This is a genomic window from Embleya scabrispora DSM 41855 (genome assembly GCF_000372745.1).
In the GTDB taxonomy this organism is placed as follows: domain Bacteria; phylum Actinomycetota; class Actinomycetes; order Streptomycetales; family Streptomycetaceae; genus Embleya; species Embleya scabrispora.
Genome location: NZ_KB889741.1, coordinates 152,720 through 177,379, shown reverse-complemented (window position 1 = coordinate 177,379; position 24,660 = coordinate 152,720). Strand labels below are relative to the sequence as shown.

At 72.5% G+C, this 24,660-nt stretch carries 20 protein-coding genes; 7 read left to right on the top strand and 13 right to left on the bottom strand.

The features are described 5' to 3' along the window. Positions 1-97: 97 nt before the first annotated feature. Positions 98-1,081, bottom strand: a complete 984-nt coding sequence (locus tag A3IC_RS0150260; protein WP_020557625.1) for a quinone oxidoreductase family protein — start codon at positions 1,079-1,081, stop codon at positions 98-100. A 182-nt stretch (positions 1,082-1,263) separates the two neighbouring features. Between A3IC_RS0150260 and A3IC_RS0150255 the strand changes: the two genes are divergently transcribed. Continuing rightward, positions 1,264-2,646 (top strand): MFS transporter, encoded by a 1,383-nt coding sequence (locus tag A3IC_RS0150255; protein ID WP_245599997.1) that lies wholly within the window; start codon positions 1,264-1,266, stop codon positions 2,644-2,646. 174 nt (positions 2,647-2,820) lie between these two features. On the opposite strand, the gene A3IC_RS0150250 is transcribed toward A3IC_RS0150255, so the two are convergent. Next, positions 2,821-3,933: a winged helix DNA-binding domain-containing protein gene (locus A3IC_RS0150250; RefSeq protein ID WP_026219682.1), complete on the bottom strand. Its 1,113-nt coding sequence runs from the start codon at positions 3,931-3,933 to the stop codon at positions 2,821-2,823. 321 nt (positions 3,934-4,254) lie between these two features. Further along, entirely contained in the window at positions 4,255-5,496 is a 1,242-nt protein-coding gene (locus A3IC_RS0150245) for an ROK family transcriptional regulator (RefSeq protein WP_020557622.1), read from the bottom strand. A gap of 201 nt (positions 5,497-5,697) precedes the next feature. On the opposite strand from A3IC_RS0150245, the gene A3IC_RS0150240 reads away from it, so the two are divergent. After that, complete coding sequence (locus A3IC_RS0150240; protein ID WP_020557621.1) at positions 5,698-7,176, top strand: carboxylesterase/lipase family protein; 1,479 nt, start codon at positions 5,698-5,700, stop codon at positions 7,174-7,176. 158 nt (positions 7,177-7,334) lie between these two features. Here A3IC_RS0150240 and A3IC_RS61240 read toward each other — a convergent pair whose 3' ends face one another. After that, positions 7,335-7,751, bottom strand: a complete 417-nt coding sequence (locus A3IC_RS61240) for an SDR family oxidoreductase (RefSeq protein ID WP_158696439.1) — start codon at positions 7,749-7,751, stop codon at positions 7,335-7,337. A gap of 412 nt (positions 7,752-8,163) precedes the next feature. Here A3IC_RS61240 and A3IC_RS0150230 point away from each other — a divergent pair, with 412 nt between their 5' ends. From A3IC_RS0150230 to A3IC_RS0150215, 4 genes are all read left to right on the top strand, one after another. Then, entirely contained in the window at positions 8,164-9,633 is a 1,470-nt protein-coding gene (locus tag A3IC_RS0150230; protein WP_020557618.1) for an MFS transporter, read from the top strand. Beyond that, positions 9,630-10,094, top strand: a complete 465-nt coding sequence (locus A3IC_RS0150225; protein ID WP_020557617.1) for a MarR family winged helix-turn-helix transcriptional regulator — start codon at positions 9,630-9,632, stop codon at positions 10,092-10,094. Before A3IC_RS0150230 ends, A3IC_RS0150225 begins: the two co-directional genes overlap by 4 nt. A 218-nt stretch (positions 10,095-10,312) precedes the next feature. Beyond that, positions 10,313-11,407: a serine hydrolase domain-containing protein gene (locus A3IC_RS0150220; RefSeq protein WP_020557616.1), complete on the top strand. Its 1,095-nt coding sequence runs from the start codon at positions 10,313-10,315 to the stop codon at positions 11,405-11,407. 58 nt (positions 11,408-11,465) lie between these two features. Further along, on the top strand, positions 11,466-12,077 hold the full coding sequence (locus tag A3IC_RS0150215; protein ID WP_020557615.1) for an isochorismatase family protein: 612 nt from the start codon (positions 11,466-11,468) through the stop codon (positions 12,075-12,077). A gap of 142 nt (positions 12,078-12,219) precedes the next feature. On the opposite strand, the gene A3IC_RS72250 is transcribed toward A3IC_RS0150215, so the two are convergent. From A3IC_RS72250 to A3IC_RS61230, 8 genes are all read right to left on the bottom strand, one after another. Beyond that, complete coding sequence (locus A3IC_RS72250; protein WP_020557614.1) at positions 12,220-12,591, bottom strand: zinc-binding dehydrogenase; 372 nt, start codon at positions 12,589-12,591, stop codon at positions 12,220-12,222. An 11-nt stretch (positions 12,592-12,602) separates the two neighbouring features. Continuing rightward, complete coding sequence (locus tag A3IC_RS72245) at positions 12,603-13,457, bottom strand: hypothetical protein (RefSeq protein WP_020557613.1); 855 nt, start codon at positions 13,455-13,457, stop codon at positions 12,603-12,605. After that, positions 13,457-15,577, bottom strand: a complete 2,121-nt coding sequence (locus A3IC_RS61235; RefSeq protein WP_020557612.1) for a right-handed parallel beta-helix repeat-containing protein — start codon at positions 15,575-15,577, stop codon at positions 13,457-13,459. The genes A3IC_RS72245 and A3IC_RS61235 overlap by 1 nt, the downstream gene beginning before the upstream one ends. Positions 15,578-15,960: 383 nt before the next feature. After that, entirely contained in the window at positions 15,961-16,941 is a 981-nt protein-coding gene (locus A3IC_RS0150195; protein WP_040878870.1) for a hydroxyacid dehydrogenase, read from the bottom strand. A gap of 77 nt (positions 16,942-17,018) precedes the next feature. Continuing rightward, positions 17,019-17,963 (bottom strand): carbohydrate ABC transporter permease, encoded by a 945-nt coding sequence (locus A3IC_RS0150190; RefSeq protein ID WP_020557610.1) that lies wholly within the window; start codon positions 17,961-17,963, stop codon positions 17,019-17,021. Continuing rightward, positions 17,960-18,865: a carbohydrate ABC transporter permease gene (locus tag A3IC_RS0150185; protein ID WP_020557609.1), complete on the bottom strand. Its 906-nt coding sequence runs from the start codon at positions 18,863-18,865 to the stop codon at positions 17,960-17,962. Before A3IC_RS0150185 ends, A3IC_RS0150190 begins: the two co-directional genes overlap by 4 nt. 109 nt (positions 18,866-18,974) lie before the next feature. Then, the gene (locus tag A3IC_RS0150180; protein ID WP_020557608.1) at positions 18,975-20,312 is read right to left on the bottom strand and encodes an ABC transporter substrate-binding protein; all 1,338 of its coding nucleotides are present in this window, start codon (positions 20,310-20,312) and stop codon (positions 18,975-18,977) included. A gap of 119 nt (positions 20,313-20,431) precedes the next feature. After that, positions 20,432-21,583, bottom strand: coding sequence for a substrate-binding domain-containing protein (locus A3IC_RS61230; protein ID WP_020557607.1), 1,152 nt, complete (start codon positions 21,581-21,583; stop codon positions 20,432-20,434). Between the two features lie 204 nt (positions 21,584-21,787). Between A3IC_RS61230 and A3IC_RS0150170 the strand changes: the two genes are divergently transcribed. Then, on the top strand, positions 21,788-23,707 hold the full coding sequence (locus A3IC_RS0150170) for a DUF2264 domain-containing protein (protein ID WP_020557606.1): 1,920 nt from the start codon (positions 21,788-21,790) through the stop codon (positions 23,705-23,707). Between the two features lie 198 nt (positions 23,708-23,905). On the opposite strand, the gene A3IC_RS0150165 is transcribed toward A3IC_RS0150170, so the two are convergent. After that, positions 23,906-24,565: a class I SAM-dependent methyltransferase gene (locus tag A3IC_RS0150165; protein WP_020557605.1), complete on the bottom strand. Its 660-nt coding sequence runs from the start codon at positions 24,563-24,565 to the stop codon at positions 23,906-23,908. Between the last annotated feature and the right edge of the window lie 95 nt (positions 24,566-24,660).

The window sequence follows — 24,660 nt, the reverse complement described above, 5'->3', positions numbered from 1 at the left end:
GGAATCGGGTCGACGGCCCGGAGGGGGCGGCCGAGCCTCGGGTGAGGTCGGCCGTCGGGTCGAGCGCGCGCTCGGGCCGCCCGACGATCGCGTCAACCTACGGAATCAGCAGAAGCTTCCCGGTGCTTCGTCGGCTCTCCAGATCCTCGTGCGCGCGCCGCGCCTGCGCCAACGGGTACCGCCCGCCGACGTGCACCCGCAGCGCCCCCGAGAGCATGCGCTCGAACACGTCGTGCGCCCGGCCGAGCAATTCCGTGCGATCGCGAATGTAGTCGGCGATGCCGGGTCGGGTCAGGTACAGCGAGCCGGCGCCGAGCAGGCGGCCCGTGTCGAAGTCCCGGACCGGGCCGCTCGCTCCGCCGAGCAGGACCATGGTGCCGCGGGTACGCAGGCTCGCCAGACCGCCGTCGAAGGTCGCCGCGCCGACCCCGTCGTACACCGCGTCCGCGCCCCGCCCGTCGGTGGCCTCGCGGACGCGCTCGGCGAACCCCTCGTAGCCCAGTACCAGGTCCGCCCCGGCCGCGCGGGCCCGGTCGTGCTTGGCCGGGTCGGAGACCGTCGCGATCACCCGTGCGCCGCGGGCCACCGCGTACTGGGTGAGCAGCCCGCCCAGGCCGCCGGCCGCCGCGTGCACCACGACGGTGTCGCCCGGGCGCACCCGATAGGCATCGTGGGTGAGGTAGTGCGCGGTCAGCCCGTGCATCAGGATCGAGGCGGCCGACTCGGCATCCAACCCGTCGGGGATCGGCACCAGGCGGTCCGCGGAGACCACGGCGCGTTGCGCGTAGGCGCCGTGCGCGGTGGTCACCGAGCCGTCCATGACCCAGGCGACCGGGTCACCGACGGCGACGCCGGTCACTCCCGGGCCCAGTTCGACGACCGTCCCGGCGGCCTCGACGCCGGGCACGAACGGCGTGGGTACCGCGAACACGCCTCGGCGCTGGCTGATGTCGATGAAGTTGACCCCGCTCGCGGCGACCTCCACCAGTACTCGACCGTTGCCGGGACGCGGCTCGGGGTGTGCGGGCACGGCGGTCAGGACCTCGGGACCGCCGTGATCGATGGCGATGACGGCTTGCATGGCGGGTGCTCCTCGGGTGGATCGGTACGGACGTCCTCGATCCTGTGCCGCTCGCGTCCGGGCGCCCATCCCTCACCTGGGGGATGGGCGGTGGGAACGCGCCCGTCGAGAGTGGCCCGGGTCGGTGCCGCCGGCTCGATGGTCGGGCACATCCTGCGGCATCGCGGACGAGGAGCGCGGTCGTGACGACGAAGCAGGCGGCAGCGGACGGGAGTACCGGGGAGCGGGTGGCGGCGCGGGCACCGGCGATCGGCCGACCGGTTCGCGCGGCCGGGGTGCGACTCGGACTGCTCGGCGGCCCCTCGGTGTTCGGGGTCACCGCAGCCGGGGTCGCGCTGCCGGACGTGGGGCGCGCGCTCGCGGCCGGGCCGGCGTCCACCGGCTGGGTGCTCACCGTGCACGCGCTCGCGCTCGGCATGGGGACGGCCGTGTTCGGCCGACTGGCGGACGCCCGCGGTGTGCGCTTCTCGCTGTCCGCGGGTGGCGCGTTGCTGGCGCTGGGCATGGCGGTGTGCCTGGGCGCGCCCGACCTGGGCGTCCTGGTCGCCGGGCGGTTCGTCGCGGCGGCCGGTTCGGGGGCGATGATCTCCGGCGCGCTCGCCCTCGCGGTGGCCACGGACCCGGCCCGACGGGCCCGGGTCCTGGGCGAATTCGGGGGCACGATGGCGGTGTTCGGGGCCGGCGCCACCCTGGTCGGCGGCGTGGTCACCGAGTGGATCGGTTGGCGGGCCACCCTGGTCCTGCCCGCGCTGTCGCTGCCGGTGATCGGGCTGTGCCTGCCGCTGGTGCGGCGTACCGGGGCCGGTTCGCGGCGTGCGGTGGACGCGGTGGGCGCCGGGCTGGTCGCGGTCACGGCTACCACGCTGTTGGTGCTGATCCAGTCCCCCACGTTGTCCCTGAGCACCCCGACGGTGGTCGCGCTGGGCTTGGCCGCGGCGCTCGCGCTCGGCACCCTGATGGGGTGGACCCTGCGTCGACCGCACGGTTTCGTGCCGCGTGCGCTGGTCGGCGATCGCACGATCGTGCTCACCGCGGTGATGGGGATCGGCGTGTTCGGCGCGCTGTTCTCGGTGATGTACGCGGCGCCGCAGCTGTTGGTCCGGCAGTACGGGTGGAGCGTGCTCCAGGTGGGCGCGGCGTTGCTGCCCGGCGGCCTGATCGGTTTCGTCCTGGCCCGCCGAGCCGTCGGGCCGCGTGGGCGAGGGCTGTTCGCGGTGACCGCGGTGCTCGCGTCGGCGGGCCTGCTCACGGTCGGCCTGATCTCGGGCGCGTTCGTGATCGTGGTCGCCGCCTCGCTGTGCATCGTGGCGTTCGCGGTGAGCCAGGTCGTCACCACCGGACGGGTCGCGACGCTGGTGGACCCGGCCGTACGGGGTGGCGCCGTCGGATTGCTCAACCAGGTGTACTTCGTCGGCGGTGGAATGAGCGCGGCAGCGGTCGGATCGTTGTCGACGACGATGGACCCGGCGCATGCGCTTGCCCTGGTCGCCCTGCTGCCGCCACTCGCGGCGGGCGCGGCGCTGTGGCCGACTGCCGCGAACGGGCGGGTGGACTCGGGCGGGTGAGGTGGGGGCGGGACGGGGGCGTCAGGGGCGGTTCGAGGCGGACCCGGAGCGGCTCGGGACGGTGCGAGGCGCGTCGGGAAGCCGGTTCGGGGACGTCCGAGGCGGGCCGGGAGCCGTTCGGGGGCGGGTTCACCGCGATGGGTACGGCCTCCCCTTCGATGCGGGCAGGCCCGGTCACGCGGCGATGTCGACCCGCCGCGCGTCGGGATCCGCGATGGCGAACTCGGCCAGCCGGGACGCCTCTTCGGCGACCTGTCGCTCCTGGTCCGGCGAAAGCGGCCGAAACGGCCGTATCCGCAGGCCGGTGGCGTGCACGGACCAGGTGCCGTGGACGAAGCCGTCGACCAGGAACGTGGGCAGCACGAGCGCGCCGCCCGGCATGACCAGTCGGCGGTCCTCGTCGGCCAGGATCCGGGACCGATCGACATGCCCGAGCAGCACGTTGTCATACGCGGGCAGGAAGCGGACCGGCGCCGGCCGGTCCTCGTCGGCGAGTTCCGCGTCGGGCAGGTCGTACAGCTCGCGCCCGTCGACGTCGCGCAGCGCCCGTAGCGGCATGCCCTCGACCACGTCGCGCAGCCGCTTGAGCCCGGACCAGCCCTGCACGTCGGCCACCGTCGCCGGGCCGAACGCGGCGAGATATCGCCCGATCAACTCCCGTGCCGCGGGCGCCGGATCCATCGCCCGCCCGGTCCACGCCGGGGCCAACGCCATGGACACCGACGGGCGCGTACCCCAGCCACCCCATACCCCGTCGGGCGTGGGATGCACGATCGGCAGCAGCCGCTGTACCGCCGCCGTGAGCACGGCCCCGGAGCGGCCCGGATAGCGCTCCGCCAGGAGCCGGCCCAGTGCTCGCCTGGTCAGTTGTCCCTCCCCCAGCAACTCCCGTCCGGCTGCGGCAAGTTCGGCGGGGGCCAGGCCCCGGGTCTCGCGGGCGTAGTAGCTCGGGCGCAGCTCGGTTCCGGGAGCGGGTTGGAGCAGCGGCCGGATCCAGGCGTAGTCCTCGGCCGTCGCCATGTGTTGGGTGCCGCGCAGCAGTGGGCCGCGGACGACGGTGCGGTCCGTGTACAGGGCGGTCGGCTCCGCGTGCCGCAGGTCCGCTACTCGGGTCCACAGGCCCACATAGGGCCAGTTCGGCTCCTGTGCCTGCATGGCGACCAAGTGCCGGACCACCTCGGCCGAGCTGCGGCAGGTGCGCTCGGCGAGGAACTGACGCGTCAACAGGGTTCGGTTGAGCGCCCGACGGGTGAGCACGGTTCGGAACCGGCCGGAAGGGGGTTTCATGGTCACGATTCTGCGCGTCAATGCGGCCGATTCCCTGCCGCATTCGCCGCGCCGGCGGGGCGGGGACACGTTCTGTGGGAAGTCGCCGTCATGTTGCCCGGCGCCTGGAGTGAGTAGGGCGCACGCTCGGCGACATCGCAGGTCGGGACTGAGCCGGGGCGGGGACCGAACCGGGGCCGGGGCTGAGGCCAGATCTGGGCGAAGCCCGGGCGGAGGTCGGGGCCGGGCGCAGGCCGGACGGAGACCGGGGCAGAGGCGGGGGCAGAGGCAATGGCCGGGGCCGGGGCGGTGAGGGTGACGGGCGGAGGGCTGGTGACCGGGTCAGCCCGCCGGGGTCGGCTTGTCGAGGGTGGGAACGGTGGTGGCGTCGTCGAGGGTGGCCTCTCGACTGGTTCGCAGGGCTCCGTGCAGGGTCGCGTCCGGGCCCAACATGCCTCGTACGATGGCCGGTTCCAGGTGGGGGGCACCCGCGCGGCGGCCCGCCATGACGGCGTCGATGCCGGGGGTCAGCCACGCCGCCCAGGTTGCCAGGTAGCCGCCGAGGATCACCTCGCCCGGGTCCACCAGCCCGGAGATGGCCAGCACCGCCGCGCCCACCGAGCGGCCCGCGAACGCGAGCGCGTCGGTCGCACGCGGGTCGCCGGCGCGCAGTCGGCGGTCGAGTTCGGCCAGGGCTCCGTCGACCCCGTCCCGCGCGGCCACGTCGGCGAGCCCCGCGGCGGCGGTCAGCGGCTCGGGCCCGACGTACATCGCCAGGCACCCGCGCGCGCCACACGGACAGTCGGGGCCGTCGAACGCGACCGGGATGTGGCCCACTTCGCCGGCCATGCCGTGCGTACCGGTGTGGATCCGGCCGCCGACCACCAGGCCGCCCCCGACGCCGGTGTCGGCCTTGATGTACGCGACGGCACACGGGAGTTCGCCGCCCTGTTCGGCGCGCGCATGAAATTCGGCCAGGGCCGCGACGTTCGCGTCGTTGACCACGTCCAATGGGCAGGCGAGGTCGGGCAGGTGCGCCAGCACCAGTGCGCGCAGGTCGGTCCGCGACCAGCCGAAGTCGATCGCGGCGGCAACGGTATGCCCGGACCCGGTCACCGGTCCTGCCATCGCGATCACCACCCGGGCCAGATGCGCGTCGCGCCGAGCGCGCACGACCGCCTCGGCCCGCCCGATCTCGCGCGCGAGCACCGCGGCCAGTGGCTCGGGGTCGCCGAACGGCGCGCGGTGCGGTACGGATGCGCGATGCGCCACCGCGCCGGCAAGGTCCGCGGCCATCACCTCGACCCGCTCCAGCGTCACCTGTAGCGCGATCGCCACCACCCGCCCGGGCACCAGGCGCAGCAGCCGACGCGGCCGGCCCCGACCGCCGGACGACGCGGAGCCCACCTCGGCCACCAGACCACGCCCGATCAGGTCGGCGGCCAGGGCGCTGACCGACGCGTGCACGAGGCCGGTGGCCGCCGCGACCTCGGTACGCGCGCAGGGGCCGTGCGCGGCGATCTCGCGCAGCACGAGAGCCACGTTGTGACGTCGTACCGCGGCGGTGTCGGTGGGGTTGTTCACGCAACCGATTCTGCCCCTTCGCGACCCCCGGCCCTTCGCAGCTCCCGGCCTTGCGATCCTATGGAACGTGCGGGTAGTTTTTTCAACTCTTGTAATATTTAGCGTTCGGGACCGATACTCCCCCATGGAAAGCTCGGGCGTCACCCCCCGTGCCGACCGCCGGACCGCCAGACCGACCCCTCCGCGCAAAGGATCACCCCCGTGCCCCAGCAGCCGCTCGTCACCACCAATCTGGGTCCCGTCCAAGGGTTCTGGGAGGGCCGGTCCGCCCGCTTCCTGGGCATCCCGTACGCCAAGCCTCCCGTCGGCGACCTGCGCTTCGCCGCGCCCGAGGCTCCCGAGGCGTGGACCGAACCGCTGATGGCCACCGCGTACGGCCCCACCGCCCAGCGCCGCGCGTTCGGTGACGGGCCGACGATCATCCCGGAGCCGTCGATCCCCGGCGACGACGTACTGGGCGTCAACGTGTTCACGCCCGACCCGAGCCCGGACGCCGCGCTGCCGGTACTGGTCTGGATCCACGGCGGCGGCTTCGTCGCCGGCTCCCCCGCGAGCCCGTGGTACGACGGCACCGCGTTCAACCGGGACGGCGTGGTCCTGGTCTCGCTCGGCTACCGGCTGGGCATCGAGGGTTTCCTGCACCTGGAGGGCGCGCCCGACAACCGGGGCGTCCTGGACTGGATCGCCGCCCTGCGCTGGGTCCGGGACAACATCGCGGCCTTCGGCGGCGACCCGGCCAAGGTCACCATCGCCGGCCAGTCGGCGGGTGGCGGCGCGGTGCAGACGCTGATGGTCGCGCCGTCCGCGCACGACCTCTTCCGGGCCGCGATCTCGGTCTCCGGCGCGGTGATGGAGCCGCAGAGCCGCGCGGACGGCCTCGCCGTCGCCGAACTCTTCACCTCCCGCACCGGCCTGCCCGCGACCGCCGCCGCGCTGCGCGACCTCTCGCACGACGAGTTGCTGCGCTTGCAGGACCTGCTCACCGCGCCCGACGAGGGCGCCGCCGCGCTGCCGGGCCTATTGCTGGCGCCGTTCTCCGACGGCGAGTTGATCCCCGAGGACGTACACACGGCGTTCCGCGACGGCTCGGCCACACCCGCACCGCTGATGCTCGGTGCCACCCATCACGAGTTCAACGCCGTCGCCGAATTCGAGATGTCGGACGCCCCGATCGAGGTCGCCGTCGCCATCCTCGGCTCCGCCGGCCTGCCGCCCGAGGGCGTCGAGGCGTATCTCGCCCTGCACGACGGCGCCGCCCCCGCCCAGGTGATCGGCCAGGCGATCACCGACACCCTGTTCCGCGGCACCGCGGTCTCCATCGCCGAGGCCCGGGCGGGTCAGGACCGGCCGACCTGGCTGTACGCCTTCGAATGGCTCTCCACCTCACCGACGTTCGGCGGGAAGGCCTTCCACTGCCTCGACCTGCCGTTCGCCTTCGACCTGCTGGCCGCCGAGAACGCGAAGAACGCGACCGGCCCCGACGCGCCCCAGAAGCTGGCCGACGCGATGCACGGCGCGTGGGTCGCCTTCATCCGCGACCTCGACCCGGGCGCCCAGTGGCCGCGCTATACCCGCACCCATCGCGACACGATGGTCTGGGACGCCACCCCCCGGGTCACTCCGGACGTCCTGAGTGCCGAACGCAAGATCTGGACCGCCCGCCGAACCCCGACCGGCTGAGCCGAACAGCGTTGCCCCGCCGGGTCGACGGCACGGTGCCGAGCCGCAGCCGGCCGGTCCGGCGGCGGGGTGTCCGGCCGACCCCGGATCGATGAACACGCCCGCTGCGGGGCCATGAAACACACGCCAACCCGCGGCCGGAAGAACGAACCGCGGTCCTACGCCTGCGCTTCGAGCCAGTCGCGGTGGGTCGGGCCGGACAGGACGGCGTGCGGGGAAGGAAGCAGGCCGCCGTTTTCGAACACCTCGCGGTCCGGGTTGGCCGGGTCGCTCACCTCTTCGATGCGGACCTCGTGGCCGCGTCGGGCCGGCACCGGTTCGGCCATTGCGGCGAGGTTCTCCTCGCGGGGGCCGGCGATCTCCGCGAACGGGGTGCCCGGCGACTCGGCCACCGGCCCGTCCCCCGTGGCCAGGTCGACCAAGCCCTCCGCGACGGCGCGGGCGGCGATCAGTTGGGTGCGCGTCCTGGGCACTTGGCAGACCTCGCCCTGGATCCCCCAGCTCACGAGCTCCGCCACGAACTCGTGGAACTGCGCCGCGCGCAGGATCCGAACCGGCAGCGGACCGGCCGGCACGGCCTGCTCTGGGCCGACTTGGCGGCGTTGTAGCCCGCGGTCGAGGCGTCGATGCCGATGATCGAGGCCACCACCATCCGACGTACGCCGGCCTTGACGCCCGCCTCGTGCAGATTCCCAATCCGGCGGCACCGGATCGCGTCGACACAGCCCTGATGGACTTCGGCCCGAAGATGTGACAGCCCGGGAAAGAGAATCCCGATCGGCTTTTCCGGCAGTGCTTCGGCGACACGTCGGTTCGATATGCGCACCGCCGGGTGGTCCCCGCACACCCGCCCCGCCCGGCACGCCCGCCCCCCGCCCCAGGCGGTTCGAGGTTCGACGGGCAGCGCGAGATCGGGTCGGTTGACGACCTCCTTCAATTGGTTGTACAACCATAATGATTGTACTTCAGTAACGATTGGAGAGGTGCATGTCGTCCATCGGCACCGATCAGCGCAGAAAGCTCCTCGTTCTGTTGACCTGTTGCATGAGTCTGTTCATCGTCGGGCTCGACAACACCATCCTGAACGTGGCTCTGCCATCCATTCGGAGTGATCTCGACGCCTCGGTGTCGCAGCTTCAATGGACCATCGACGCCTACACGCTGGTGCTGGCCTCGCTGCTCATGGTGGCCGGCTCGACGGCTGATCGGATCGGTCGGCGTCGGGTCTTCCAGACCGGACTCGTGTTGTTCGCCGCGGGCTCGGTGTTGTGCGGCCTGGCGCCGGGGCTCGGGTGGTTGATCGCGTTCCGGGTGGTCCAGGCCGTCGGTGGGTCGATGCTCAACCCGGTCGCGATGTCGATCATCACCAACACCTTCACCGAACCCCGCGAACGCGCCCGCGCGATCGGCATGTGGGGCGCGGTGATCGGAATCGCCATGGCGCTCGGGCCGATCGTGGGCGGCGCGCTGGTCGACTCGGCCGGCTGGCGGTCGGTGTTCTGGATCAATGTGCCGGTCGCGCTCGCCGCCATGGTGCTCACCGCGCTCTACGTACCGGAGTCCAAGGCCGCGCGCCCCAGGCGGGCGGATCCGGTCGCTCAGGTACTGGTGTTCGCGTTCCTGCTGTCGCTCACCTACGCGATCATCGAGGGTCGCGAGGCGGGGTGGTCCGCGCCGCTGATCGTCGCGTTGTTCGCCCTGGCCGCGGCCTGCCTGGCGGGCCTGCTGTACTGGTCGCCGCGGCGCGCGGAACCGCTGATCGACCTGCGCTTCTTCCGCAGCGCGCCGTTCGCGGGCGCGACCGTGATCGCGGTGTGCACGTTCGCGTCGATGTCCGGATTCCTCTTCCTGAACACGCTCTATCTCCAGGAGGCACGCGGCTACTCGCCGACCGAGGCGGGTCTGCGTACGCTGCCGATGGCGCTGATGACGTTCGTGTTCTCGCCGATCTCCGGGCGGCTGGTCGGACGGGTCGGCCCGCGCATACCGCTGGTCGCGGCCGGCCTCGCCATCGCGGCGAGCGCCGCGTTGCTGGTCGGGCTGGCCGACGACACCTCCACCGTGCGGATGGTCGCCGCGTACAGCCTGTTCGGCATCGGCTTCGGGCTGGTCAACGCGCCGATCACGAACACCGCCGTGTCCGGCATGCCGCGCGCCCAGGCGGGGGTGGCCTCGGCGATCGCGTCGACGAGTCGCCAGGTCGGCCAGTCCTTCGGGGTCGCGGTGGTCGGCACCACCATGGGATCCGTGCTGTCCACACCCGGCGGCGCCGGCCTGGCCGCCGCGACGCACGCCGGATGGTGGATCGTGCTGGGCTGCGGCGTCTCGGTCGCGGGCCTCGGTATGCTCACCACGGGCCGCTGGGCCCTGCGCACCGCCGAGCGCACGGGCGCGAAACTGATGCCCGCGGCGGCGCCGCCCGCCGGGGCGCCGGAGACGACGGACGTGAGGCAATGACGGGTTCCCCCGCACGCGACGCGGCGAGCGACGCCCCCTCGGACGCCGCGGGACGGGTCTGGACCGGGATGCGCACCCTCGTCCTGGAGCGCCACGATCGCCGCCGCCAGGTCACCGAGGCAACCGGGCTCAGCTTCGTCCGCGTCAAGGCACTGCGCCGGATCGCCGCCGGTCCGCTGTCCATGCGCGAACTGGCCGCTCGGTTGTCCACCGACAAGCCGTACACGACTCTGGTCGTCGACGACCTCGAACGCCGCGGCCTGATCGAACGCACCATCCACCCCGCCGACCGCAGGCAGCGGATGCTGGCGGTGACCCCGGAGGGCCTGCGCATCGCACAGATCGCCCGCGGCATTCTGGACGACCCCCCGGAGATCCTGCGCGACCTCCCACGGGCGGACCTGGCCGCACTGGACCGGGTGATCACCGCTCTCGTCGAGGCTGAGCACCCCGCGGAGTAGGGCGTCCCGGAATCCCCGCGGCCGGGCGAACGCGGCTCGCCGACCCGGCGGCCCACCGGACCGCCACCCGGCAGGCGAGCAACAATCGGCGTGGCAAACCCGGCGCGGCAACCCGGCACGGCACGGTCGGCCGGGCAAAACTCGACGAGGCGTCACGAGGAAGCGCGACGATGCGCGTCGGGAGGCGAAAGGGCGACGGGTAGCCGATGAGGTGGGCGATGACATCCGAGTCCGCAGGCATCCGACGACTCGTGAACGCCGGCGTTCGAGACCGGGTCTACCCCGGCGCGGTATGGGCCGTCGGCGACGCCCGAGGCACCCGCGCGACCGGAGCCGGCGGCACCCTCGACCCGCTCGCACCGATCGGGCCGTTCACCCGCGGCGACAACCGAACCCGCGGGCGAGTCGACGTACGAATGAACCCGAACACCATCTTCGACGTGGCCAGCCTTACCAAGATCATCGCTGTCTGGGCCTGCGTGGGCGCCCTCTGGGAGGACGGCGTCCTGCCCCTCGACGCGCCCCTCGCCTCGTATTGGCCCGAGGTCGCCGGTCACCCGCTCGGCGACGTCACCGCCCGCCGGCTGCTCACCCACACCGCGGGCGTTCCGCCGCACGCGGACCTGGCCCTCCACTACGGCACCGACCCGGACACCATCCGCACCGGCGTCCTGCGCGAAGTCCTGCACCGCCCGCCCGGCGAAGCCGTCGAGTACACCGACCGGGCCGCGCTGATCCTCGGCTATCTCGTCGAACACCTCGCGGCCGACACCCTCGACCACGTCGCCGGCTCCCGAATCTGGCAACCGCTCGGCATGCGCGACACCCGCTTCGGCCCGCTCCCCACCGCGCTCGGCGCCGACTGTGCGCCCACCGAGCCCGACCCGGACAGCGGGGGCCGACTCCGTGGCACGGTGCACGACCCGTCCGCACGCCTGCTCGGCGGTGTCTGCGGCATCGCCGGCGCCTTCACCGTCCGCGACGACCTGGCCCGTTTCCTTCGCCACCTGCTCGGCGCGCCTCCCGCCGACCGCGGCCCCGCCCCCGGCTTCGGTCCCGCCTGGGTCGAGGAATCGCTGACCGTCCACACCGGTGACCTCGAACCCGCCCGGGGCCTGTTCTGGCATCCGGCCCCGGGCACCCATCCGGCCGAGGGCGTCTACGTCCACTACGGCTTCACCGGCACCGCCATGTGGATCTCGGCGCGACGGCGGCGCTGGGCGGTCCTGCTCACCAACAAGGTCTACTTCACCCGCGAACGCGAGCCGCTGGCCGCCATCCGCAACGAATTCCGCAGACTGGCCTTCGGATAGGGCGTGTTCGCGGACCCCGCGGATCGGCGGGGGAACTCGGCGGGCAGGATGGGGTGGCATGACAGCGAACATCGAACCCGTGTCCGCCCTGCTGGTCGTCGACGTGCAGATGGCCTTCGTCACCGGCGCCGGCGCGGTACCGGCGGCGGAGCGGGTGGTGGAGCGAGCCGCCACGTTGATCGCCCGGGCCCGGGCGAACGGTGCGTTGGTGGTGCATCTCCAGAACGACGGGCCGGTCGGCGCGGACGACGAGATCGGCACGCCCGGTTGGAAGTTGCGGCTGCCGGTGGCGGCTGGCCCCCGTGAGGTGGTGGTTCGCAAGACCGAGGACGACGGCTTCGACGGTACGCCGCTGGCGGACCTGCTGACCCGGGCGGGCGTCACGGGTGTGGCCGTGTGCGGGGTGATGTCCGAGATGTGCGTGGGCGCGACCGCGCGGGAGGCGCTGGCACGGGGCTACCGAGTGGTACTGCCGCACGACGCGCACGCCACGTACGACATCCCGGCCGCGCCCGGCATCAGCGAGGCGGTACCGGCGCCGATGGTCTCGCGGGTGGCCGAATGGGCACTGGGCGACGAGGTCGAGATCGTCGCGCACGTCGAGGAAGTGACCTTCACCGACGCGGGAATCGCCGACCGATCCGCCGAGGACCCTCGGAACCCGGCGTAGCACACCCGCCTACGACGCAGCGCCGGTCTCGCGAGCGGGAGTACACGCGCCCTGCGCGGCGCCGTGTGACACCGCGACCGGGTGCCGGCCCCGGCGCGACCGGGGCCGCGCCGAGACCAACCCGCGCTCCCGGCGGTGGCGTTCAGGGTTTGAGCACGACCCGGCCCACGAGATCGGTGTCGTCCTCCATCAGTGCGTGCGCCCGAGCCGCCTCGGCCAACGGGAACCGAGCCGCGACACGCGCACCGATCCGCCCGCGGCCGAGGAGGTCGAGCACCGCGAGGGCGTCGCGGTGGCGGGCGCCTCGGGTGCCGACGACGGTGATCTCCAGGCGGGTGAAGTCGTTGACGGTGATCGGGAACTGGCCGGGCGGGACCTGGTTGCCGGAGGCCGGACAGAAGCTGCCGCCCAGCCGCAATGCATCGACGGCCAGGCGCAGCACGCCGGCATTGCCGGTGTAGTTGACCGCGTGGTCCACGCCGTCCGTACCGCTCCAGGCCCGGACGTGCGCCACGGCCCGCCGGACTATTCGGCTCCGCCGATCACGGCGTCGGCCGCCGGCAGGGCAATCGTGCGCGCCGTGGCCACCCTTCGCGACAGTTCCCCGTCGAATGCGGCCGACAGGAGATCGAGCCGAATCCGGTCCCGGGCCTGCTCGAACGATGGCACCTCGGCCGACGGCCCGGCCGCACCCGCCAGTTCGGCGTAGCGATCGCGCAGTCGCGACTCGGACAGGTCCACTCGGTCCGACGGCGACTCGCGTAGCGCCCGCGCGAGTTCGGCCGCCTCGTTGCGTGCGAAGCCGTCCTCGTCGTAGCTCGGCACACCCGGCACCGGACGCCTGGACGCCCGGGCCGCCGCGCGGCGCGCGTTCTCGGCTTCGAATCGGGCCCGGAATCCGGCCTCGGTCGGGTCGGCCAACACCCCGGCCTGCTGCGCCCAACGCCGCAGCACCGAATCCTGCGCCGCCGCCCGCAACGCCCGCTCCGTCAGCACCTCGTGCGGCGTCCGACCCGCGATCGGCGTCCGCCAGTACTGGGCGCGCGCCCCGGTGATCGGGAACTCCGCGACCACCTCGGCCCGCAACCGCATCGCGGCCCGACGCAACTCACCAGCTGTGAGCGGTACTTCGTCGACCGTCGCGACCACGGCGGCCGAATTGACGGCCTCCGCCCGCGAGGCCGGGCCGCCGCCGGATGCGGGTGTCGCCCGTCCGGATGCCGAGGACGGGCCCAGGAAGGCCACCGAGACACCCACGACCGCGATCGTCGCGGTCAGTGCGGCGGCCCAGCCGAGCACGCGCCGCCGGCGGCGGCACGTGACGCCCGCCTGCGGCTCGACTCCGCGCGCCGGACTCCCGGCCCGTCCCCGGCCGGACATCAGGCGACGACCTTCAGATCGAACACGTGCAACCCGGGCCCGGCAATCGGGCCGCCCGTCGGCAGGGTCACCGAATCCACCGTCCGGGACGGGTCGATCGCCAATGACGCGACCCTTACCGTGACGTCCTCCTCGGACCGTGCCGTGGCCGGATTGCGGTAGTCGGTCTGCGGCTTGTGGTGATAGGCGGCGCGGACCGCGACCTGATCGGACGGACCGGCGGCGGTGCTCCACCAGTCGCCCAGGGTGAGCGTCGCGGTCGAGGACGTGCCGTCGGTGTAGGTGACGGTGACGGTGCCGCTTTGCGCCCCGTACGCGCCCGCGCCCAGCACCACGAGGCGACTGCCGCTGCCGGTCAGCGCGATGCGCTGCCCGGCGACCTTGACGTTGTCCGGCAGACCGTACGCGCGCGGGTGCCACGTGAATTGGGCGCCGCCCGCGCCGACCGTACCGCCCGGGACGTATCCGGCCGCCGCCAGCGCCGGCCCGGAGTAGCTGCGTCCGGACAGCCCGAGGCCGCCGGTGTTCGGGTTGGCGTCGTCGCCGACCCCGACGTTGTTGTAAGCGGCGGCGATCGACGAATAGCGCGGCGCGGCCACCGCCGAGCCGTTGTAGGCGCCCCGGTTGACCCCCGCGCCACCGCCCGTCACGGGATTGCCGAAGTAGTCGTGCGTGCCCATGCCCGGCACCGCGACTCCGCTGCCCAGCGCGGGAGATCCGGCAAGCAACGCGTAACCGCTCGCGTCGGTACGGCCGGTCGCGGTGCCGGGGGCGGCCAGGCCCGGGTCGCCGGTCACGGCCGAGGGGTCTCCGATGGGTACGGTGAAGCCGCCGTGGTAGACGTTGGCCTGATACCTGATCCCCGCTCCCGTGGGCAGCGCGCCCTGACCGGCGACGAAGACGTTGTTGGCGACCAGCGTGTCCGCCGAGGCGCCACCCGGGAGTTCGACGTCCATCTTCTTGCTCGGGCAGAAGAAGGTGTTGTTGTACATCCGCAGCGGGCTGGTGTTGTCGCCCGACGCGTTGGCCCGGATCCGGCAGTCGTCCTGGGCGATGTTGAAGCGCAGGATCTGGGTGGCGTGGAAGTTGCCGAGGGCGGTGCAGTTCTGGCAGCCGAGGTAGAAGCCGCCGCCGTTGTCGTGCGAGTAGTTGTACTGGTAGGTGCACGAACCGGTGATCGCGCCGTCGCAGTCCCACGCGGTCGAGTCGAAGATGGACGGTCGTTGCCGAGTGACCTCGTTGTACTGGAACACCGGGTCACGCGAGTTGATCGGCCACATCCCGGCGAAGTTCCCGTTGACGTAGGGGTACTTGCCGCCTCCGCCGTCGTCGAAGAGGTTGTACTCGACCAGCGGCGCGTCCGAGCCGTGCACCACGATCCCGTCGCCGCCGACGCTGCGGATGGTGTTCGCCCGGATCAGCACGTCGCGGTGGAAGTCGGCGGGCTTGACCGAGATCTTGATGCCGCCGCCACCGGTGTCGTGCACCTGGTTGTCGGCGATGGTCAGGCCCTCGATCGGGCCGGCGGTCGCCCGGCCGAGCACGACGATGCCGGCCGAGGCGGAGAACCAACCCGCGTTGGCACCGGTCTTGTCGCTCCAGCCGGCGACGTCGGAGACCTCCAGGTCGCGCAACACGATCCCGTACTTGCGCTCCGGGGTGGTGGTGTCGATCTGAACTCCGGTACGCAGGGCCTGCGTGGTCGCCGGGTTGGTCACGTGGAGGCCCTGCACGGTCCACCAGCTCTGATCGACCAAGCGCACGGTGGAGGGGCCGCCGATGCCCTGGATCACCGGGCGCGGGCCCTCGCCGTAGGCGCCGATCGTGATCGGGTTGCCCGCGGTGCCGGAGCCCTTCGGGGTGAGCGTGCCGGTGCACACGGTGCCGGCGCGGAACAGGACGCGGTCGCCCGCGGCGAAGGTGCGGGTGTTGATCGGGGCGAGGTCGCCCAGTGGGTCCTCGGGGGTGGTCCCGGTGGCGTCCGGTCGGCCTACGCCGCAGTCGACGTACGTCGTGGTCGGGGATGCGGTCGTGGCTCCGGCGGCTTGGGCGGTAGCCAGGCATGCCGTGGCCAGGAGGGTCGCCGAGAGGGCGAGGGTCAGGGGTCTGAAGCCGTGCATGTGACCTCCGGTCTGGGGGGTCGTGCAAGTGCCTCCGGCCGGGGCCGGAAGATTTGTGGGCCGGGTCTCTCGGCCTCAAGCGCCGGCCGGGCTAGTCGGCCTCGAACGCCGGCCGGGCTGACGGTTTCGGCGGACCTCGCGCGTCGGTTGCTCCGGGGTGGCCTCAAACGCCGGCCGGGCTGAAATCGCGGCCCTCACACTTGAGTCGGACCGAATCCGGTACCGAAGACCGACGGGGCTGAGATTGCGGGCATCGGGCTTGGGACGGGCCGAGTCGGTGCCGGGTGCCGGCGGGGGCGAGGTGGGGGACTCGGGTTAGTGGGGTCTTTGCCTCGAACACCGGCCGGGGCGGGTTCGCGGGCCGGCCGGCGTTCGAGGTTGCTTCAGGCCGAGTGGGTCAGCGTTGCCGGTTCGACTGCGTGGCTGAAGGGGACGCCTCGGGTGTAGCGGTCGAGTTCGTCCAGGGCCAGGGCGACCATGCGGCGCAGTTCTCCGCCCAGGGAGCCGGCGATGTGTGGGGTCAGGAGCACGTTGGGCAGGTCGTAGAGCGGCGAGGCGGCCGGGAGTACGTCCGGTTCGGTGACGTCGATGACGGCGTCGAGTCGGCCCGCGACCAGTTCCTCGGTGAGTGCGTCCTGGTCCACGAGGGAGCCGCGGGCGGTGTTGATCAGCGTCGCGCCGTCCCGCATCAGCGCGAGCCGGCGGCGGTCCAGGAGGTGTCGGGTGGACTCAAGTTCGGGTGCGTGCACGCTGACCACGTCCGAGCTTCGCACCAGTTCGTCCAGATCCACCCCGCGCGCGCCCAGTGCCGCGGCCTGATCGGCAGTCACATACGGGTCGTGCAGCAGCAGTTCGAAATCGAACGGGCGGAGCAATTCGAGCACCCGGCGGCCGATCCGGGAGGCGCCGACGATACCGATGGTGCGCCGGTAGTTGCCGAAACCCGGGAACCGCGCGTCCCAGTCCACCAGGCGCCGCTCCGCGCGGTAGGCGTCCCGGATCTGCAGGACCCGCTTGTTGGCGAACAGTACGGCGGCGACGGTGTACTCGGCCACCGGCAGGGCGTTGGCCGCGGCGCCCGAGGAGACGATCAGGCCGCGTTCCCAGGCGGCGTCGGTGACGTGGTGCTTGACCGAGCCGGCCGCGTGCACCACCGCGCGCAGTCGTGGTGCCCGGGCCAACACCGCGGCGTCCAGGCGGGCGCTGCCCCAGCAGGTGAACAGGACTTCCGCCTCGGCCAGCGCTGCGGCGGCCTCGGGGCTGTCGAAGTCGTCGGCGATCAGGTCGAGATCGACGTCGGCCAGCGCGACGAGTCGCTCGCGTGCCCGGGTGTCCAGGATGCGCCCGGCCACGGACGGATCCATCGCGAGCAGGAGTCGGGGTCGGTGTCGTGCCGGTGCGGGCGCGCCGGCGGCGGGCTCGAATCGGGCGGTGCCGTTGCTCACTTGACGCTCCCCGCGGACAGGCCCGCACGCCAGTGGCGCTGGAGCGAGACGAAGGCGACGACCAGCGGGACCACGGCCATCAGAGAGCCGGTGATGACCAGCGGATAGAACTCGGGGTACGCGTGCGCGTTGGTGTTCCACGAATACAGACCCAGGCTGACCGGGTACAGCTTCTGGTCGGAGAGCATCACCAGGGGCAGGAAGAAGTTGTTCCAGATCGCGGTGAACTGGAACAGGAAGATGGTCACGAAGCCCGGCATCATCATCGGCATGGCGACCGAGAAGAAGGTCCGGATCTCGCCGGCGCCGTCCATTCGGGCGGCTTCGAGCACCTCGCCGGGGATGTATCCGGCGCTGAACACCCGGGCCAGGTAGACGCCGAACGGATTGACGATGACCGGGATGAACACCGCCCAGAAGGTGTTGACCAGGCCCACCTTGGACGCGAGCAGGTACAGCGGCAGCGCGACGGCGGTGGTGGGCACGAGCACGCCCAGCAGCACGCCGCCGAACAGCTTCTCCTTGCCGGGGAAGTCGAACTTGTCGAACGCGTAGCCGGCGAGCACGCTGATGAACGAGCCGAGCGCCGCGCCGACGCCGGCGTAGAGCAGGCTGTTGAGGTACCAGTGCCAGTAGATGCCGTCGCCCTCGGTGCTGACGGCCTTGACGTTCTCGGTGAAGTGGAATCCCTCGAACGCGAAGCCGTCGCCGCCGAACAGGCCGCCCATGTCCTTGGTCGCGGCGATCAGCAGCCAGGCCAGCGGCAACATCATGTAGAGCGTGACCAGCACCAGGGCGCCGTTGACGGCGACCTTGCCCATCAGCGCCTCGGTGGCGCGGCCCTTGGCGCGTGGGCGGCGGGCGGGCCCCGCTGCGGGTTTACGGGTGGGCGCGGGCGCGTCGGCCGCGACCCCGTCCGGCTGCTGCACGGTGGTGCTCATGCGGTCCTCCGTCCGGACGACAGGCGGGTGACGCCGAACGACAGCGCCGCGGCGAACACGGCGAGCAGCACCGAGGCGGCCGCCGCGAGGCCGAAGTCGTTGGCGCGGAAGGCGGCCGAGTAGGCGTACATGTTGGGTGTCCAGGAACTGCCCACGGCGGGGTTGGCGTCGCTGAGGATGGACGGCTCGGTGAACAGTTGCAGCGAGCCGATGATGGTGAACAACATCGTCATCGCGACGGCGGCGCGGATCATCGGGATCTTCACCGAGACCGCGATGCGCACCGGCCCGGCGCCGTCGACGGTGGCCGCCTCGACCACCTCGCGCGGGATCGCCTGGAGCGCGGCGTAGAAGATGATCATGTTGTAGCCGATCCACTCCCACGTGGCGATGTTGACGATCGAGAACAGCGCGGTGTCCGAGGCCAGGAAGTCCCAGTGCAGGCCGCCGGATTCGAGCAGTTCCACGACCGGGCTCAGGCCCGGCGTGTAGAGGTAGACCCAGATCAACGCGGCGATGATGCCCGGGACCGCGTGCGGCAGGAACAGGGCGAGTTGGAAGAACCGACGCGCCCGGGCCAGCGCCGAGTCCAGCAGGAGCGCCAGGGCGAGGGCGGTGCCGACCATCACCGGGATGTAGAGGAGGCAGTACAGCCCGATCGCGACGAATCCGTCACGGAACTTGTCGTCGCCGAGCGCGTCGGCGTAGTTGCCGAAGCCGCTGAACACGCGTCTGGTGCCGCCGAAGCCCAGGCCCGAGGTCTTCTCGGTGAACAGGCTGAGCCAGATCGCGTAACCGATCGGCACGACCATGGTGGCGATGAACAGCGCGTAGAACGGGGTCAGGAACAGCGCGGCGGTGGTCTTCCGGCGCCGGCGTCCGGCGCGCAGGGATGTGTTCATGGAACTGCTTCCTCGTGGCGGTCCCCCGGTGCGGGGCGGCTGTGGCCGAGCGCACCGGGGGCCTGCGGATCACGGGTCGGGCCGAAGTGCGGCCGCGCGGGCCGAGCGGTCAGCTCTTGACCGAGATGCCGCGCTTCTTCAGGTCCTCGACGGTGCTCCGCTGGGCCTCCTCCAGGGCGCCCACGATGCTGCCGCCGCTGGAGAGCTTGCCGAACTGGTCCTTGAGGATGGTGTTGGTCTGGGTCATCGACGGACCCCAGGTCCAGCCGGCGCCGATCTTCCCGGTCGCCTCGGTGAACAGCGGGTAGATGTCCTGCTTGCCGAAGTAGCCGGTGTCGAAGAACTGTGCCGCGGTGGGCACCAGTTCGGTGGCGGCCGGGTACGCGCTGGAGGTGCCGGAGGCGATCCGCGCGGAGATGCCCTCCTTGGTGGTGGTCATCCACTCGATGAAGGTGAGCGCGGCCTTGCTCTTCTTGCTGTCCTTGCTCACCGCGAAGGTCGAGCCGCCGAGCATGCCGTTGGACGGGGTGCCCCAGTCCGGCAGCGGCGCGACCGCCCACTTGCCGGCCAGGTCGGGCTGGCTGCTCTTGAGCACGCCCGCGCTCCACGAGGCGCCGACGATGCCGACCGTGCCGCCGCTCTTGAGGTCGGCGTTCCACTGCTGGCTGAACGAGGGCTGCACGCGCACCAGGTCGTCGGTGACCAGCTTGTTCCAGTACTCGCCGACCTTGCGCGCGTTCGGGTCGGTGAGCGAGACCTTCCACGCGTCGCCCTCGGTGCCGAACCAGGCACCGCCGGCCTGCCAGGTGAGCCCGGCCATGGTGCTGGGGTCGTCCGGGTAGAAGGTGCCGATCCGGGCGTTCGGATCGGCCTTCTTGACCTGCTCGGCGGCGGCCCGGTACTCGTCCCAGGTCTTGGGCACGGCGATGTTGTGGTCGGTGAAGAAGTCCTTGCGGTAGTACAGCGCCATCGGTGCGGCGTCCAGCGGCACCGCCCAGGTCTTGCCGCCGAGCTCGGTCAGCTTGTTCACCGACGCGGGGAACTTCGACTTGAGGCCGGACACCTTCGACGTGAGGTCCTGCACGGCCCCCTGGCTGACGAAGTCCGGCAGTTGCGGGTATTCGATGGTGAGCACGTCGGGGGCGTTGCCCGCCTTGACCGCGTTGGCCATCTTCGCGTAGCCGCCCGCGTTGCCGGACGGGATCTGCTCGTACTTGACCTGGATGTCGGGGTGCGACTTGTTGAACGCGTCCACGACCTCCTGGGTGCCCTTGGTCCAGGACCAGAAGGTGAGTTCCTGCTTCTGGCCCGAGCCGCCGCCCGGGGCGGCGGGGGCGGCGCCGGCGTCCTTCTTCTTGTCGTCGCCGCCACCACAGCCGGTGACGAGGCTCAGGGCGGTGACTATGCCGACGAGAGCCGTGCCGAGTCTGATGGATGTGCGCTGCATGGACGCTCCTGGGTCGAACCTGCATCGAAGGCGATAGCGAGCATCATTCGGTCAGGAGCGAACAGCGTCAAGAGCAAATGAACAATCGATGAAAAACGAAACTCGCTATGATCGTTCGATCACAGAGTGGCTTGGTTACTTTCGCTTGTCCGCATCGGCTCGGCCGACTCGATCGACTCCCCCCGGTCGGCCGGCTCGGTGGTGGCCCGCAACCGCAGCCTGGGCACCAGCGAGATGTGCCGCGGCGCGCGCCCGTCGTCCCCGTCGGCCAACCGCGCGGCGAGCAGCTCGACCGCGATCCGGCCCACCTCGTGCTTGGCCGGCGCGATCGCACTCAGCGGCGGATCGGCCAGCGCGGCCACCTCGTCGTCGTACGCGATCAGCGCCAGGTCACCGGGCACGTCCAGGCCCGCCGCACGCAACCGGGACACCAGCAGCAGCGCGTCCTGGTCGTTGTGCACGAGCGCGGCGGTGGCCGCGCCCGAGCGGGCCGCCTCGATCACCCTGGCGACCGCCCGGTCGAAGCCGTCCGCGTCCTCACCCGGATGCGGCGTCTCCACCCCGGCCGGATCCGGCGGGGTCAGACCCGACGCGGCCATCGCGGCGGTGTACCCGGCGTGCACGGCGGGCGTGGTCGGACTGCCCAGCCGGGCCACGAGCAGGATGCGCTCGTGGCCCAGCGTGCCCAGCCGGCGGACCGCCTGCGCCGCGCCCAACGCGTGATCGGAGGCCACCCGGTCCAGGTGTTCGAGCCCGGAGCCGATCTCGGCGCGGCGCTCCACCAGCACGACGGGCACCGGCAGTCGCCCCATCCACGCGTCCTCGCCGCCCGGCCCCGGCGCCCGCGAGGGGGTCAGCAGCAGGCCGTCCACGCCACCGCGCAACAGCTGGTCCACCTGGTCGCGGTCCTCGCTGGGCAGATAGCGCGAGATACCCAGCACCAGCCGGCCGCCGATCGCCTCGACCGCGTCCCGGGCGCCGCGCACGACCTCCGGAAAGTAGTAGGTGGCGGACGGCACGAGCATGCCCACCGTCGGCCCGTCGTGGCCGTTCGCCGGCGGCCGGCCCGGCTCCGGCACGGACGGGCGCGCGTGCGGCAGGGTGGCGCCGCCGTGCACCCGGGCCAGCAGACCGCTCGCCACAAGGGCGGTCACGTCGCGCCGCACGGTGACCAGGGACACGCCCAGCTCCTCGGCGATCTCGACCACCTTGACGCTGCCCTGTTCGCGGGCCGTTCTGAGAATGAGTTCCTGCCGCTGTTCCGCCAACACCGTGGACGTCGTCCTTCCGAATCAGCGCACGCCCGGAACGGGCCGTGCCCCCCTGCGCCCGGCTGCTGTCCGGTCACCGGCTCAGCCTAGGGCATCGCCATTCGATTTTGATTGAAAAGGATCGTTCGATCAAACCGGCTCTTGACCTGATCGATCGACCCCCCTAGCGTGTCGACGCCCGGGAGCGTCCAGTCGAGGAGATCCGTGAACACACCGCACCCCTTCGTGCTGCCCCCGGAGGACCGCACCCTGAGCCCGTACACCGGCTGGACCCGGGCGCACTGGGAGGCGGTGGCCGACGGTCTGCTCACCGCGGTGCGCCCGTACCGCTCCCCGGGCGGCGCGCTGATCACCCTGCCCGGACGCACGAGTTGGTCCGGCGAGCGCTCGGACGGCCTGGAGGGCTACGCCCGTACGTTCCTGCTCGCGGCGCTGCGCGCGGCCGGCACCGCCGCCTCCGGCCGGCCCGTCCCGGCGGCCCTGCTGGAGCCGTACGCGGACGGGCTGCGCGCGGGAACGGCCGCGCCGGGCACGGCGGATGCGGAATCGTGGCCGGCCGTGGTCGATCGCGGCCAGGCGATGGTGGAGGCCGCTTCGGTGGCCCTGGCCCTGCACCTGACGAAGGATCAGTTGTGGGATCGGCTCGACGAGTCCGTCCGCGAGCGGGCGGCCGACTGGCTCGCCGGTGCGCTGCGGCACGAACCGGTGGACAACAACTGGTGGCTCTTCCCGGTCGCGGTGGGCACCTTCCTGGAGGCGGCCGACCGGCACACCGGACAGGCCCGGGCCGCGATCGACCGCGGCCTGGCCCGGATCGAGAAGTGGTACGTCGGCGACGGGTGGTACACCGACGGCGCCGGGCGGTACTTCGACCACTACAACGGCTGGGCCATGCACCTGTATCCGCTGCTGTGCGCGGCGGTCGCGGGCGAGCCGACCGACCCGGTGCGCCGCGAGCGGCTGCGCGAGTTCCTGACCGGATACGGCCGGCTCTTCGACCGCACCGGCGCGCCGCTGCACCAGGGGCGTTCGCTGACCTACCGGTTCGCGTCCGCGGCCCCGCTGTGGCTGGGCGCGCTCGTGGACGCCACGCCGTACTCGCCGGGCACCACCCGGCGCCTGGCGAGCGGCGTGCTGCGCCACTTCCTGGACCGCGGCGCGGCCCGCGACGGCCTGCTCTCGCTCGGCTGGTACGGCCCGGACGCGGCGACCGTACAGCCCTACTCGGGCTCGGCGTCGCCGTACTGGGCGGCCAAGGGCTTCGTCGGCCTGCTGCTGCCCGAGCGGCACGAGGTGTGGACCGCGCGCGAGAGCGCCGGACCGGCCGAGCAGGCGGACGCGGACCCTGCACTGGGCCTGCCCGGTCCCGGACTGCTCGTGCACGCCGGGCACGGCGTGGCCCGGCTGGTCAACCACGGCGCCGACCACCAGCCGGCCGTGCCGGCCGCCGCGCTCGACGCCGACGATCCGCTGTACGCGCGGCTGGCCTACTCGACGCTGACCGGCCCCACACGTTGCGGCGATCCGGCGGACAACCACATCGGGCTGGTACTGGCCGGCCGGGTGACCGAACGCGGCCGGATCGAGCCGCTGGGCGCGGGTCCCGGATGGGCCGCCTCGGCGCATTCGCCCACACTCGACGGGCACCCGGTCCCGGACACCCGGATCGTGTCGGTCAGCGTGGTGCGCGGGCCGTACGAGGTACGCGTGCACCACGTCCTGGCGCCGACGGGCACCGCGGTGCGCGCGAGCGGGTGGGCGCCCGCTGCGGCAGCCGGCGCCCGGTTGCGGTCCGCGGTCGAGGGGCTCGGCGCGCGGGTGGACACCGCGTCGGTGCGCAGCACGCTGACCGGCGCGCACGGCTGGGAGCGGGCGGCCGTGCACGCGGCGGCGCACGGAACCGCGTTCGGCGAGCAGGCCGAACTGGCCGTGCTGGAGGGCACGGTGGCGACCGGCCCGCTGGTCACCGTGCTGTCGCTGACCTGGGCGGACACCGCGCTCGTCCCGGCGCCGCGGGTGACGGTGACGGCGTCGGACGCGGACGTGTGGTGGGCCGACGGCGGCGTGAGCCGGGTCCGGCGAACGGGGGCGGACGGCTGCTCCGTCACGCACGAACCCGCCTGATCGGATCCGGAACTCGGCGCCGGACCGGACTCTCGGCGCCGGATCCGATCCCGGAGCCGGATCGAACTCCCGGAGCCGACCAGGCTCCCGGCGCCGCACCCGATTCCCGGGACCGGATCGAACTCCCGGCGCCGGATCGTACCCCCGGTGCCGGGCACGCTCCCGTGCCCCATCGGCTCCGGTGGTTCCGGAACCCGCTCAGCCGGTCGGGCGACGGCGCACCATCACGGTGTTGTCCGTGCGGGTGATCGGCCGGCCCTCGGGGTCGTTCTGGATCCGCTCGTGCTCCTCCTTGCGGAGCACCTCCCACTGCCCCTCCGGGAGTTCGAGCGCGGCGAGAACCTCGTCGGGGGTCGGCAGGACCACACCGGGGTGTGGGTTCTTCTCCCACGGCGGGAGCCCCGAGTGGCCGACGATCAACAGCACGCCGCCGGGCGCGACCGTCGTGGCGGCGGTACGCAGGATCGCTTCGCGGTTCAACTCGCCGTGCGAGTGCAGGAAGTGCGCCGAGACCAGGTCGAAGGTGCCGGCCGGGAAGGTCGCGCCCAGGTCGTGCCACTGCCAGTCGATCAGCTCGGCGACCTGCTCCGCCTTCGCGTGCTCGGCCGCCCGCTCCAGGGCGATCCGGGAGACGTCGGTGGCGGTGACCCGCCAACCCCGCTTGGCGAGCCAGATCGCGTCGCCGCCCTCGCCGCAGCCCAGGTCCAGGGCCCGGCCGGGCGGCAGGTCCGAGGTCTCGCGAACCAGGGCGGCGTTCGGGTTGCCGCTCCAGATCCGGTTGCTCTCCGCATAGCGCGCGTCCCAGATTTCCGCTGCCGAGGGCTGTTCGGCGTGCTCGGTGATCCGGTCGTCGGTCATCGTGGGGTCCTCCGTGCGGTGGCGGATGCGGCCCGACCACTCCCGATCGGGCCGGGCGACGTGTGGTTCGGCGCCCGCTCGACATGGTCCGCCTG